General features: G+C 59.6%; 12 protein-coding genes. 8 read left to right on the top strand and 4 right to left on the bottom strand.

The window, feature by feature from the left end:
* Positions 1–86 precede the first annotated feature (86 nt).
* The gene (locus tag C2E19_RS09675) at positions 87–455 is read right to left on the bottom strand and encodes a hypothetical protein (RefSeq protein ID WP_129391049.1); all 369 of its coding nucleotides are present in this window, start codon (positions 453–455) and stop codon (positions 87–89) included.
* A 224-nt stretch (positions 456–679) separates the two neighbouring features.
* On the opposite strand from C2E19_RS09675, the gene C2E19_RS09670 reads away from it, so the two are divergent.
* A complete protein-coding gene (locus tag C2E19_RS09670) occupies positions 680–1,978 on the top strand; it encodes a serine/threonine protein kinase (protein WP_129391047.1) in 1,299 nt (432 codons plus the stop codon).
* Entirely contained in the window at positions 1,971–2,759 is a 789-nt protein-coding gene (locus C2E19_RS09665) for a VacJ family lipoprotein (RefSeq protein WP_129391045.1), read from the top strand. Before C2E19_RS09670 ends, C2E19_RS09665 begins: the two co-directional genes overlap by 8 nt.
* A gap of 138 nt (positions 2,760–2,897) precedes the next feature.
* Here C2E19_RS09665 and C2E19_RS09660 read toward each other — a convergent pair whose 3' ends face one another.
* Positions 2,898–3,812: a DUF808 domain-containing protein gene (locus C2E19_RS09660; protein ID WP_129391042.1), complete on the bottom strand. Its 915-nt coding sequence runs from the start codon at positions 3,810–3,812 to the stop codon at positions 2,898–2,900.
* A gap of 135 nt (positions 3,813–3,947) precedes the next feature.
* Here C2E19_RS09660 and C2E19_RS09655 point away from each other — a divergent pair, with 135 nt between their 5' ends.
* Positions 3,948–4,556 carry a TetR/AcrR family transcriptional regulator gene (locus C2E19_RS09655; protein ID WP_129391039.1) on the top strand — a complete coding sequence of 203 codons (609 nt, stop codon included), beginning with the start codon at positions 3,948–3,950 and terminating at the stop codon, positions 4,554–4,556.
* 113 nt (positions 4,557–4,669) lie between these two features.
* Here C2E19_RS09655 and C2E19_RS09645 read toward each other — a convergent pair whose 3' ends face one another.
* Together C2E19_RS09645 and C2E19_RS09640 are read right to left on the bottom strand one after the other, a co-directional pair.
* The gene (locus C2E19_RS09645; protein ID WP_129391033.1) at positions 4,670–5,128 is read right to left on the bottom strand and encodes a transposase; all 459 of its coding nucleotides are present in this window, start codon (positions 5,126–5,128) and stop codon (positions 4,670–4,672) included.
* 213 nt (positions 5,129–5,341) lie between these two features.
* A complete protein-coding gene (locus C2E19_RS09640; protein ID WP_129391030.1) occupies positions 5,342–5,782 on the bottom strand; it encodes a heme-binding protein in 441 nt (146 codons plus the stop codon).
* A gap of 268 nt (positions 5,783–6,050) precedes the next feature.
* On the opposite strand from C2E19_RS09640, the gene gcl reads away from it, so the two are divergent.
* The 5 genes from gcl to pyk all read left to right on the top strand — a co-directional run bounded on the left by gcl (position 6,051) and on the right by pyk (position 12,648).
* Positions 6,051–7,826 carry a glyoxylate carboligase gene (gcl, locus tag C2E19_RS09635; protein ID WP_129391027.1) on the top strand — a complete coding sequence of 592 codons (1,776 nt, stop codon included), beginning with the start codon at positions 6,051–6,053 and terminating at the stop codon, positions 7,824–7,826.
* A gap of 145 nt (positions 7,827–7,971) precedes the next feature.
* Complete coding sequence (gene hyi / locus C2E19_RS09630; protein WP_025111893.1) at positions 7,972–8,754, top strand: hydroxypyruvate isomerase; 783 nt, start codon at positions 7,972–7,974, stop codon at positions 8,752–8,754.
* 160 nt (positions 8,755–8,914) lie between these two features.
* A complete protein-coding gene (locus tag C2E19_RS09625) occupies positions 8,915–9,808 on the top strand; it encodes a 2-hydroxy-3-oxopropionate reductase (protein ID WP_129391024.1) in 894 nt (297 codons plus the stop codon).
* 153 nt (positions 9,809–9,961) lie between these two features.
* A complete protein-coding gene (locus C2E19_RS09615) occupies positions 9,962–11,236 on the top strand; it encodes a glycerate kinase (protein ID WP_129391021.1) in 1,275 nt (424 codons plus the stop codon).
* Positions 11,233–12,648, top strand: a complete 1,416-nt coding sequence (gene pyk / locus C2E19_RS09610; RefSeq protein WP_116032412.1) for a pyruvate kinase — start codon at positions 11,233–11,235, stop codon at positions 12,646–12,648. The genes C2E19_RS09615 and pyk overlap by 4 nt, the downstream gene beginning before the upstream one ends.
* The last annotated feature ends 57 nt before the right edge of the window (positions 12,649–12,705 follow it).

Raw genomic sequence — 12,705 nt, 5'->3', positions numbered from 1 at the left:
AGATCAAAAGATCGCAGCCTTCGGCAGCTCCTACAAGGTGTACGCCATCTCAATGTAGGAGCTGCCGAAGGCTGCGATCTTTTCCATCAGGCGCTACGGGACTCGCGGACCAGACGCAACCCGGCAATCACCAGCGCAAACACCGCAAAAGTGGTGTTGTACAACGCCAGCGCCGGCAGCCCGAACACCAGCGCCAGCACCGCCAGCCACCACCCTGCCCGCCCGGGCAAGACGAAAGCGATCAGCGCCGCACCCAGCGCCGCCCAGCCCAGCACCTGGAAATGAATCATCAGCCCGAGGTTGGAACGCAGCTGGCATTCCCAACGGCTGGCCTCATCCACGCAGATGCCCACCCACTTGCCGTCCTCCATAAAGCCATAACGCGCGCCATAACTGGCGGCCAGCCATAGCGGCAACAGAACGAGCAGCAAAATCACGGGCAAGCGGCGGGACATGAAGCACTCCAATCTTGAGAAATCGGCGGCCAGCTTAATCTGCCGCCAGCCGTGTGCAAGCGCTAACAACAGTTAACTGTTCATTGAAGCGGTGCAAAGTGTATCGTCCAGCTACTATTACTCCGAATTCTGCCTGTTTGGTGCCGATGCATGGCACTTTGGCGCAAACCCGGTGGTCATAGCCTGCGAACTTCATTCGGCACCTTCCTCTAAGGGATCTAGTCATGCTCCGTTCCTTGCGCTTCGCCGCGCTGTTCAGCGGCCTTATTTTGAGTGCGTCCGCACTGGCGGTAGATATCGATGCCGCCAGTTATGGCTACCCCCTGACCAATCCGTTCGAGGCGACCATCGCCACGACCCCGCCGGATTTGCGCCCGGAATTGCCGCTGGACGACGACATCAATCAGTCGGATCGCAGCGTCACTTTGCGCCCGGAGCGTGCGTTTATCCTGCCGGACAATTTCTGGGCAGTGAAAAAACTCACCTACCGCATCGCCACGCAGGACAAGCCGGCGCCACTGATCTTCCTGATCGCCGGCACTGGCGCGCGCTATGACAGCACGCTCAACGAATACCTGAAAAAGCTCTACTACAAGGCCGGCTACCACGTCGTGCAGTTGTCCTCGCCGACCAGCTTCGACTTCATCAGCGCCGCCTCGCGCTTCGCCACCCCGGGCGTGACCAAGGAAGACGCCGAAGACATGTACCGGGTGATGCAGGCCGTGCGCGCGCAAAACCCGAAAGTGCCGGTCACCGAGTACTACCTGACCGGCTACAGCCTCGGCGCCCTCGATGCGGCATTCGTGGCGCACCTCGACGAGACGCGTCGCAGCTTCAACTTCAAGAAAGTCCTGCTGCTCAATCCGCCGGTGAACCTCTACACCTCGATCACCAACCTCGACAAGCTGGTCCAGACCGAGGTCAAGGGCATCAATAACAGCACCACGTTCTATGAACTGGTACTGAGCAAATTGACCCGCTACTTCCAGCAAAAAGGCTACATCGACCTCAACGATGCGCTGCTCTACGACTTCCAGCAGTCCAAACAGCACCTGACCAACGAACAGATGGCGATGCTGATCGGCACCTCGTTCCGCTTCTCGGCAGCCGACATCGCGTTCACCTCGGACCTGATCAACCGTCGCGGCCTGATCACCCCGCCGAAGTTTCCGATCACCGAAGGCACCAGCCTCACGCCGTTCCTCAAGCGTGCCCTGCAATGCGACTTCGACTGCTACCTGACCGATCAGGTGATTCCGATGTGGCGCGCACGCACCGACGGCGGCAGCCTGCTGCAACTGATCGATCAGGTCAGTCTGTATGCGCTCAAGGATTACCTGCATGACAGCCCGAAAATCGCCGTGATGCATAACGCCGATGACGTGATTCTCGGCCCCGGCGACCTCGGTTTCCTGCGCAAGACCTTCGGTGATCGCCTGACCGTTTACCCACTGGGCGGCCATTGCGGCAACATTAACTACCGCGTCAACAGCGACGCCATGCTGGAGTTCTTCCGTGGCTAAATATCTCCTGCTGATTGCAGCGCTCCTCTGCGCAGGCGTGGCCCAGGCCGACAACAGTAAGGCCAACGCACCCGTCGTGGTCGACAGCGACGGCTTCAAAGAGCCGCTGTCCAAACTGAAATTCAACCCGGGACTGGACCAGCGCGAATTCGAGCGTTCGACGCTCAACGCGCTGAACGTCTACGACCCGCTGGAATCGTGGAACCGTCGGGTTTACCACTTCAACTACCGCTTCGACCAATGGGTATTTCTGCCGGTGGTCGATGGCTATCGCTACGTCACGCCGAGTTTTGTGCGAACCGGTGTGAGCAACTTCTTCAACAACCTCGGCGATGTGCCGAACCTGTTGAACAGCCTGTTGCAGTTCAAAGGTCAGCGCTCGATGGAAACCACCGCGCGCCTGTTGCTCAACACCACCATCGGCATCGCCGGCCTGTGGGACCCGGCGACCGCCATGGGCCTGCCACGCCAGAGCGAAGACTTCGGGCAGACCCTGGGTTTCTACGGTGTACCGGGTGGCGCCTACTTCGTACTGCCGATCTTCGGCCCGTCGAACATTCGTGACACCGCAGGCCTCGCCGTGGATTTCACTGCCGAGTCGGCGATCAACTTCCTCAATGTTTCGGAAGTCAGCTCCAACCACCCGGAAGTCTGGGCCTTGCGCGCCGTCGATAAGCGCTACCAGACCAGCTTCCGTTACGGTCAGATGAACTCGCCGTTCGAGTACGAGAAAGTCCGTTACGTGTACACCGAAGCGCGTAAGTTGCAGATCGCCGAATAGTTTTCGGCAGAAACAAAAAAGGGCCATTCGATGCGAGTCGAATGGCCCCTTTTTTTAAGATCAAGGGATCGCAGCCTGCGGCAGCTCCTACAGGGTGTGCGCGATGCCCATGTAGGAGCTGCCGAAGGCTGCGATCTTTTAGCCCTTAACAGATTTCCAGATTTTGCCGACGATGGAAACCACCGCCAACACCACCGCCCCCGCGATGATCCCCGCCACGCCATTGAGCAACATCGGCACCGCAAACCCGGCACTGCCAGCCGCCGCACCTACGCCTTCAATCCAGTGATGAATCACCGGCACGCCGTGGGTGAGAATGCCGCCACCGACGAGAAACATCGCCGCCGTGCCGACCACCGACAGGGTTTTCATCATGTATGGCGCGGCGCTGAGGATGGCGCTGCCGACTTTTTTCGCCATCTGCCCAGGCTTCTGGGTCAGCCACAAACCGAGATCGTCGAGTTTGACGATACCCGCGACCAGGCCGTAAACCCCCACGGTCATGACGATGGCAATGCCCGACATCACGATCACTTGCTGGGTCAGCGAGGCATCCGCCACGGTACCCAACGTGATGGCGATGATTTCTGCCGACAGAATGAAGTCAGTGCGAATCGCGCCTTTGATCTTGTCCTTTTCGTACGCCACCAGATCGGTTGCAGGATCCGCCACGGCTTCTGTCAACTGCGCATGCCCGGCCTCCTCTTCAGCCTCGCTGTGGAGAAATTTGTGCGCGAGTTTTTCGAAGCCTTCGAAACACAGATACGCGCCACCGACCATCAACAACGGCGTCACCAGCCACGGCACGAACGCACTGATCGCCAGCGCCGACGGCACCAGGATCAGCTTGTTGACGAATGAGCCCTTGGCCACCGCCCAAACCACCGGAATTTCCCGCTCGGCACGCACGCCGGAGACTTGCTGGGCATTCAGCGCCAGGTCGTCGCCGAGCACGCCGGCGGTTTTCTTGGCGGCCATTTTGCTCATCAACGCCACGTCATCCAGAACGGTGGCGATATCGTCGACCAGCACCAGCAAACTGCTTCCTGCCATGAATCCTGTTTCCTTTTATGTATGAATGTTGCGAAGCATAACGCGACCACAGACCACACGGAGCATTCTTGAGCGCCGCGCGAGGCCGGTGCTACCATGCGCAACCGCCAGAACAGGCAAGGAACCACCGGGTTTATGAGCACAATCCGCGAGCGCAACAAAGAACTGATCCTGCGTGCCGCCAGTGAGGAGTTTGCCGACAAGGGCTTCGCTGCGACCAAAACCAGCGACATCGCCGCCAAGGCGGGATTGCCCAAGCCCAACGTCTACTACTACTTCAAGTCCAAGGAAAACCTCTATCGCGAGGTTCTGGAAAGCATCATCGTGCCGATCCTGCAGGCCTCGACCCCGTTCAATCCGGACGGCGTACCGAGTGAAGTGCTGAGCGGCTACATCCGCTCGAAGATCCGCATCTCCCGCGACCTGCCATTCGCCTCCAAGGTGTTCGCCAGCGAAATCATGCACGGCGCGCCGCATTTGAGCGCCGACCTGGTCGATCAGCTCAACGGCCAGGCCAAGCACAACATCGACTGCATCCAGAGCTGGATCGACCGCGGCCAGATCGCCCCGATCGACCCTAATCACCTGATGTTCAGCATCTGGGCCGCGACCCAGACCTACGCCGACTTCGACTGGCAGATTTCTGCGGTGACGGGGAAGGAGAAGCTGGACGAAGCGGATTATGAAGCAGCGGCGCAGACAATTATCCGGCTGGTACTGAAAGGGTGTGAGCCGGATCAGTAAGACTGCGTTCACCGCTTCGCGAGCAGGCTCGCTCCCACACTGGATCTGTGGCGTTCACAAATCCCCTGTGGGAGCGAGCCTGCTCGCGAATGGCGGCGCCACAGGAAATAAGCTCAAACCCAAATCGCATCCCACAGCGGATAGTCGCCAAGCTTATCCACCAAGCCTGCCCGCAACGGGTTGGCCACGACGTATCGAGCCAGCTTTACCAAGTCTTCTTCTTTGCGCAGTGCTCGGTCATGAAAGCCTGATTGCCAAATACTGGTGTCTCTACCCGTGGAGAGATTCAAGGCTTTGGTACTGAGGGATTTAGTGCGCTGCATCAATTCGCCAAGCGAACCGCTCTTCAATTCGATCAGCCAATGAAAATGATCTGGCATGACAACCCATGCCAGCGTGTTCGCAACTCCCTTTTCCTCTGCACCGCGAAATTGGCTAACGACCAATCGGCCCAGTGCAAAGTCGCTAAAAACAGGTTGTCTCCCCGCCGTATTGGTAGTCAGCAGGTAGATGCGGTTGTGTTCGGAGTAGCGACCGATGCGCAAGCGATGTGAAGCAGATAGATCAAGCATTCCTTTGCCTTTTCATATTGGTTTATGAAAAGGCTAGTTCTGTGAATGTCGGAGCAGGTGTCAGGTTTTTAGCAAGATGTGTTTTTGAGATCGTATTCGCGAGCAGGCTCGCTCCCACAAGGGATTCGGGCTATCCAGACATTTTGTGTCCGAGCACAAATCCAATGTGGGAGCGAGCCTGCTCGCGAAGACTTCAGTTCAGACGCTACAAAATCAAGCAGCCACCCCCGCATCCGCACGCAGGTCCAGCGCCTCCACCGCTTTGATCGCCACTTGCTCATCGATATCCGACAGATCGCCGCTAATCCCGATCGCGCCCAGCACGTTCCCCGCCTGATCACGAATCAACACACCGCCCGGTGCCGGCACGACGCTGCCCTGGCCCATGCTGTTCAGCGCGGCAATAAACGCCGGGCGTTGTTGCGCGTCGAGCGCCAGCAGGCGTGAGCCTTTGCCCAGAGCGATGGCGCCCCAGGCTTTGCCGATGGCGATGTTCGGGCGCAACAGGCTCGCGCCGTCTTCGCGTTGCAGGGTGATCAGGTGGCCGCCGGTATCGAGTACCGCGATGGTCAGCGGCGCGGCGTTGATGCCTCGCCCGGCCGTGATGGCTTCGTTGACCAGGTTAACTGCGACTTTCAAGGTTAAAGCGCTCATGGTGCCGTCCTCATTTTGTTATAGGGAAAGTCGGGGGGCTGCGGTTTTCTGCCGCAGCCCGATGCAACAAATAGAACACAATGAATTATTTTTTTGTATACAATAATTCTCGAAAAGCGCCACATGCGACGAAAAGCCACAGCAGAAACGGCTTCCGACGAATGAAACAGGCGCTTGAGAAAATGGATTGACCTGCGCCGTCCGCCGTGAATACACTCTGCGCAAAGCCACTTGTATACAATTACAAAACGTAAAGAGGCACAAAACCATGAGCAAAATGAGAGCAATCGAAGCCGCCGTTCTGGTGATGCGCCGTGAAGGGGTTGATACCGCTTTTGGCATCCCGGGCGCTGCCATCAACCCGCTGTACTCCGCCTTGCAGAAAATCGGTGGCATCGATCACGTCCTTGCTCGCCACGTTGAAGGCGCCTCGCACATGGCCGAGGGCTACACCCGCACCAAGGCCGGCAACATCGGCGTGTGCATCGGTACTTCCGGCCCTGCCGGTACCGACATGGTCACCGGGCTCTACAGCGCCTCGGCCGACTCGATTCCAATCCTCTGCATTACCGGCCAGGCACCCCGCGCCCGTATGCACAAGGAAGACTTCCAGGCTGTCGACATCACCAGCATCGTCAAGCCAGTCACCAAGTGGGCGACCACTGTTCTGGAACCGGGCCAAGTGCCTTACGCGTTCCAGAAAGCGTTCTTCGAGATGCGTTCCGGCCGTCCAGGCCCAGTGCTGATCGACCTGCCGTTCGACGTGCAGATGGCCGAAATCGAATTCGACATCGACGCTTACCAGCCGCTGCCATTGGCCAAACCGACCGCGACCCGCATTCAGGTCGAGAAGGCTTTGGCTCTGCTTGATCAAGCTGAGCGCCCACTGTTGGTAGCCGGCGGCGGCATCATCAACGCCGACGCCAGCGATCTGCTGGTTGAATTCGCTGAACTGACCGGCATCCCGGTGATCCCGACCCTGATGGGCTGGGGCACGATCCCGGACGATCACCCGCTGATGGTCGGCATGGTCGGTCTGCAAACTTCGCACCGTTACGGCAACGCGACGATGCTGAAATCCGACGTGGTGTTGGGGATCGGTAACCGTTGGGCTAACCGTCACACCGGTTCGGTTGACGTTTACACCGAAGGCCGCAAGTTCATTCACGTCGACATCGAAGGCACGCAGATCGGTCGTGTGTTCACGCCGGATCTGGGCATCGTTTCCGACGCCGCTGCCGCACTGACCGTGTTCATCGAAGTGGCCCGTGAATGGCAAGCCGCTGGCAAGCTGAAAAACCGCAGTGCCTGGCTGCAAGACTGCCAGCAGCGCAAAGCCAGCCTGCACCGCAAGACTCACTTCGACAACGTGCCGGTAAAACCGCAACGCGTTTACGAAGAAATGAACCAGGTGTTCGGCAAAGACACCTGCTACGTCAGCACCATTGGTCTGTCGCAGATTGCCGGCGCGCAGTTCCTGCACGTCTACAAACCGCGTCACTGGATCAACTGTGGCCAGGCAGGCCCGTTGGGCTGGACCATTCCGGCGGCGCTGGGTGTGGTGAAGGCCGATCCGAGCCGTAAAGTCGTGGCCCTGTCGGGGGACTATGACTTCCAGTTCATGATCGAAGAGCTGGCGGTCGGCGCTCAGTTCAAACTGCCGTACATCCACGTCGTGGTGAACAACTCGTACCTGGGTCTGATCCGTCAGGCACAGCGCGGCTTCGAAATGGACTACTGCGTGCAGCTGTCCTTCGATAACCTCAACGCGCCGGAACTCAACGGTTACGGTGTTGACCACGTTGCAGTGGCTGAAGGCCTCGGCTGTAAAGCGCTGCGTGTGTTCGAACCATCGGAAATCGCCCCTGCCCTGCGCAAGGCCGAACAGATGATCGAAGAGTTCAAGGTACCGGTGATCGTCGAGATCATTCTGGAGCGTGTGACCAACATCTCCATGGGTACCGAGATCAACGCCGTCAACGAGTTCGAAGACCTGGCGCTGGTCGGCAACGATGCGCCAACGGCGATTTCGCTGCTCGACTGATCCGCCATGGCCTGATGCTCCTGTAGGAGCTGCCGCAGGCTGCGATCTTTTGATCTTTGTTGTTAACAGATCAAGATCAAAAGATCGCAGCCTGCGGCAGCTCCTACACGGGGTCATCATCATTAATTTGCAACGGGAGACCACCATGCCGCGTTTCGCAGCCAACCTGTCCATGCTGTTCACCGAACAGGATTTCCTTGCCCGTTTCGACGCCGCCGCCAAGGCTGGTTTCAGCGGTGTCGAGTACCTGTTCCCGTACGACTTCAGCTCCGCTGAAATCAAGGCCAAGCTCGACGCCAACGGTCTGACCCAAGTGCTGTTCAACCTGCCCGCCGGTGACTGGGCCAAGGGCGAACGCGGTATCGCGTGTCTGCCGGATCGGGTCGAAGAGTTCCGCGCCGGTGTCGATCTGGCCATCGCTTACGCACAAGTGCTGGGCAACACCCAGGTCAACTGCCTGGCCGGTATTCGTCCGCAAGGCGTTGATGATGCAACCGTAGAAAAGACCTTCGTTGCCAACCTGAAATACGCCGCCGACAAGCTGCAGGCTGCGGGCATCAAACTGGTGATGGAAGCGATCAACACCCGTGACATTCCGGGCTTCTACCTGAACAACACGGCGCAAGCCCTGTCGATTCGCGAACAGGTCGGCAGCGCCAACCTGTTTCTGCAATACGACATCTATCACATGCAAATCATGGAAGGCGATCTGGCCCGCACCCTGCAATCGCACTTGGGCGAGATCAACCATGTGCAGCTCGCGGACAACCCGGGACGCAACGAACCAGGCACCGGTGAAATCAACTACCGCTTCCTGTTCGAACACCTTGACCGCATCGGTTATCAGGGTTGGGTGGGTTGCGAATACAAGCCGCTGACCACCACCGAAGCAGGCCTCGGCTGGCTGAAAACCCACAACGCAATCTAAGAACACTGCAAAACCCTGTGGGAGCGAGCCTGCTCGCGAATGCGGTGGTTCAGTCAACACGGATATTGAATGTTCCACCGCATTCGCGAGCAGGCTCGCTCCCACATAAAAGCAGCTCCCTTTTTGCTTGAAGCAGCAATAAAAACAAGAGGATTTTCTCATGGCTAAAATCGGATTTATCGGCACCGGCATCATGGGCCACCCAATGGCTTCGAACCTGCAGAAAGCCGGTCACAGCCTGTTCCTGTCGGCGCACCACGACGCCGCCCCGGCCGACCTGGTTGCCGCTGGCGCCGTCGCCCTGGCCAACCCGCGCGAAGTGGCGCAGGAAGCTGAATTCATCATCGTCATGGTGCCGGATACCCCACAGGTCGACGACGTCCTGTTCCGCGCTGACGGCGTTGCCGCCGGCCTGAGCAAAGGCAAAATCGTCATCGACATGAGCTCGATCTCGCCGACCGCCACCAAGGCCTTCGCCGCGAAGATCAACGAGAAAGGCGCGCAATACCTCGACGCCCCGGTTTCCGGCGGTGAAGTCGGCGCCAAGGCCGCGACCCTGAGCATCATGATCGGTGGCGACGCCGATGCCTTCGAACGCGCGCTGCCGCTGTTCCAGGCCATGGGCAAGAACATCACTCTGGTCGGTGGCAATGGCGACGGTCAAACCGCCAAGGTCGCGAACCAGATCATCGTTGCGTTGAACATTCAGGCCGTTGCTGAAGCCCTGCTGTTCGCTTCGAAAAACGGTGCTGATCCGGCCAAGGTGCGTGAAGCACTGATGGGTGGTTTCGCTTCCTCGAAGATTCTTGAAGTGCACGGCGAGCGCATGATCAAAGGTACATTCGATCCAGGCTTCCGCATCAGCCTGCACCAGAAAGACCTGAACCTGGCCCTGCAAGGCGCCAAAGAGCTGAACATCAACCTGCCGAACACCGCCAACGCCCAGCAAGTGTTCAGCACCTGCGCAGCCATCGGTGGCAGCAACTGGGACCACTCGGCGCTGATCAAAGGTCTGGAACACATGGCCAACTTCTCGATCCGCGACAAAAAATAAAGCCTGCGCAAACCCTGTGGGAGCGAGCCTGCTCGCGAAAGCGGTTGCACATTCAACATCCATGTTGGCTGACACACCGCCTTCGCGAGCAGGCTCGCTCCCACAAGGGTTCCGAGTTGCCCTTTCGAATAACAAGAATTCCGGGAGCCCGCCATGTCGGTCGATCCGCAACAACTGCTGCGCGAGCTGTTTGCCACAGCCATCGACGCGGCCCATCCGAACCAGGTTCTCGAAGCCCATCTGCCCGCTGATCGCAGCGGCCGGGTGATCGTCATCGGCGCCGGTAAAGCCGCCGCCGCGATGGCGCAAGTGGTCGAGCGCAGCTGGCAAGGTGAAGTCTCCGGCCTCGTGGTGACCCGTTACGGTCACGGCGCCCCCTGCGAAACAATCGAAGTGGTCGAAGCCGCGCACCCGGTGCCGGACGCTGCCGGTCTGGCCGTGGCCAAACGCGTACTCGAGCTGGTCAGCAACCTGACTGAAGACGACCGCGTGATCTTCCTGCTCTCCGGTGGTGGCTCTGCCCTGCTGGCGTTGCCGGCCGCCGGCATCACCCTCGCCGACAAGCAGTCGATCAACAAAGCCCTGCTCAAATCCGGCGCGACCATCGGCGAGATGAACTGCGTGCGCAAGCACCTCTCGGCGATCAAGGGTGGCCGCTTGGGTAAGGCCTGCTGGCCTGCCACTGTCTACACCTACGCGATTTCCGATGTACCCGGCGACCTCGCTACGGTCATCGCTTCCGGCCCGACCGTGGCCGACCCAAGCACCTCCGCTGAAGCGCTGGCGATCATCAAACGCTACGGCATCGAGATCCCGGCGTCGGTACGCACCTGGCTGCAAAGCCCTGAGTCGGAAACCGTCAAACCCGGCGATCCAAGCCTCGCCCGCAGCCACTTCCAGTTGATCGCCCGCCCGCAGCAATCGCTGGATGCCGCTGCGGTGAAATGCCGTCAGGCCGGGTTCAGCACGCTGATCCTCGGCGACCTCGAAGGTGAATCGCGCGAAGTGGCGAAAGTCCACGCCGGCATCGCCCGCCAGATCATCAATCACGGCCAGCCACTGGCGGCGCCGTGCGTGATTCTCTCCGGCGGCGAAACCACCGTGACCGTGCGCGGCAATGGCCGTGGCGGACGCAACGCCGAGTTCCTTCTGAGCCTGACCGAAAACCTCAAAGGCCAGCCCGGCGTCTATGCCCTGGCCGGTGACACCGACGGCATCGACGGCTCGGAAGACAACGCCGGCGCGATCATGACCCCGGACAGCTACGCCCGCGCCGCCGCCCTCGGTTTGAGCGCCAGCGACGAGCTGGATAACAACAACGGCTACGGCTATTTCGCGGCGCTCGATGCGCTGATCGTCACCGAGCCGACCCGCACCAACGTCAACGACTTCCGCGCCATTCTGATCCTTGAGAGCTCCAAATCATGACGCCTGATAAAAAGGTCAAAATCCTCGCCACCCTCGGGCCTGCCGTCGACGGCATCGAAGACATCCGTGAACTGGTCGAGGCCGGGGTCAATATCTTCCGCCTGAACTTCAGCCACGGCGATCACGCCGACCACGCCAAGCGCTATCAGTGGATCCGCGAAGTCGAGCGCCAGCTTAACTATCCGCTGGGCATTCTGATGGACTTGCAGGGGCCGAAACTGCGCGTCGGCAAGTTCGCTGACGGCAAGGTGCAGTTGCATCGCGGTCAGGCATTTCGCCTGGATCTGGACGCGACACCGGGCGATGAGCGCCGGGTGAATCTGCCGCACCCAGAGATCATTGCTGCGCTGGAAGCCGGCATGGATTTGCTGCTCGATGACGGCAAATTGCGTCTGCGCGTAGTCACCAAGTACGACGATGCGATCGATACCACCGTGCTCAATGGCGGCGAACTGTCGGATCGCAAAGGCGTCAACGTGCCGCAAGCGGTACTCGACCTCAGCCCGCTGACCGCCAAGGATCGCCGCGACCTGAGCTTCGGTCTGGAACTGGGTGTGGACTGGGTCGCGCTGTCGTTTGTGCAGCGTCCGCAAGACATCATCGAAGCCCGCGCATTGATCGGCGACAAAGCCTTTCTGATGGCGAAAATCGAGAAGCCTTCCGCCGTTGAACAGCTGCGCGAAATCGCTGAATTGAGCGACGCGATCATGGTGGCTCGCGGCGACCTCGGCGTCGAAGTGCCGGCCGAAAGCGTGCCGCAGATTCAGAAAAACATCATCACCACCTGCCGCGAACTGGGCAAACCGGTGGTGGTGGCGACGCAAATGCTCGAGTCGATGCGCTTCTCCCCTGCCCCGACCCGCGCCGAAGTGACAGACGTTGCCAACGCCGTGGCCGAAGGCGCCGATGCGGTGATGCTGTCGGCGGAAACCGCGTCCGGCGAATACCCGCTGGAAGCCGTGCAGATGATGAGCAAGATCATCCGCCAGGTAGAGAACGGCCCGGATTATCAGACTCAGCTCGACGTCAGTCGGCCGAAAGCTGAAGCGACCGTTTCCGATGCGATCAGCTGCGCGATCCGTCGCATCAGCAACGTGCTGCCGGTGGCGGTGCTGGTCAACTACAGCGAGTCCGGCGCGTCGAGTTTGCGTGCCGCGCGGGAACGGCCAAAAGCGCCGATCCTCAACCTGACGCCGAACCTGCAGACGGCACGGCGTCTGAGCGTGGCGTGGGGGATTCACTCGGTGGTCAACGATCGCTTGCGTCAGGTCGACGAAGTCTGCTCGACCGCGCTGGAAATCGCCCAGGCGCAAGGCATGGCCGAGCGTGGCGACACGCTGCTGATCACTGCCGGTGTGCCGTTTGGTCAGCCGGGGTCGACTAACTCGCTGCGGATCGAAACATTGATCTAAGCAACACCTTTTTATGCTCAAAAAGCAGCTGTGGGAATAGAGGTTATTCCTTCAATT

It is taken from the genome of Pseudomonas sp. DTU12.3 (assembly GCF_004124275.1).
GTDB lineage: Bacteria > Pseudomonadota > Gammaproteobacteria > Pseudomonadales > Pseudomonadaceae > Aquipseudomonas > Aquipseudomonas helmanticensis.
The sequence above is the reverse complement of the archived record's forward strand: the minus strand, read 5'-3'. Positions and strand labels throughout refer to the sequence as shown.

Coding starts and splice junctions, on each gene's coding strand:
- C2E19_RS09675 (WP_129391049.1), bottom strand. CDS start 455: ATGTCCCGCCGCTTGCCCGTGATTTTGCTGCTCGTTCTGTTGCCGCTA.
- C2E19_RS09670 (WP_129391047.1), top strand. CDS start 680: ATGCTCCGTTCCTTGCGCTTCGCCGCGCTGTTCAGCGGCCTTATTTTG.
- C2E19_RS09660 (WP_129391042.1), bottom strand. CDS start 3,812: ATGGCAGGAAGCAGTTTGCTGGTGCTGGTCGACGATATCGCCACCGTT.
- C2E19_RS09655 (WP_129391039.1), top strand. CDS start 3,948: ATGAGCACAATCCGCGAGCGCAACAAAGAACTGATCCTGCGTGCCGCC.
- C2E19_RS09645 (WP_129391033.1), bottom strand. CDS start 5,128: ATGCTTGATCTATCTGCTTCACATCGCTTGCGCATCGGTCGCTACTCC.
- C2E19_RS09640 (WP_129391030.1), bottom strand. CDS start 5,782: ATGAGCGCTTTAACCTTGAAAGTCGCAGTTAACCTGGTCAACGAAGCC.
- gcl (WP_129391027.1), top strand. CDS start 6,051: ATGAGCAAAATGAGAGCAATCGAAGCCGCCGTTCTGGTGATGCGCCGT.
- hyi (WP_025111893.1), top strand. CDS start 7,972: ATGCCGCGTTTCGCAGCCAACCTGTCCATGCTGTTCACCGAACAGGAT.
- C2E19_RS09625 (WP_129391024.1), top strand. CDS start 8,915: ATGGCTAAAATCGGATTTATCGGCACCGGCATCATGGGCCACCCAATG.
- C2E19_RS09615 (WP_129391021.1), top strand. CDS start 9,962: ATGTCGGTCGATCCGCAACAACTGCTGCGCGAGCTGTTTGCCACAGCC.
- pyk (WP_116032412.1), top strand. CDS start 11,233: ATGACGCCTGATAAAAAGGTCAAAATCCTCGCCACCCTCGGGCCTGCC.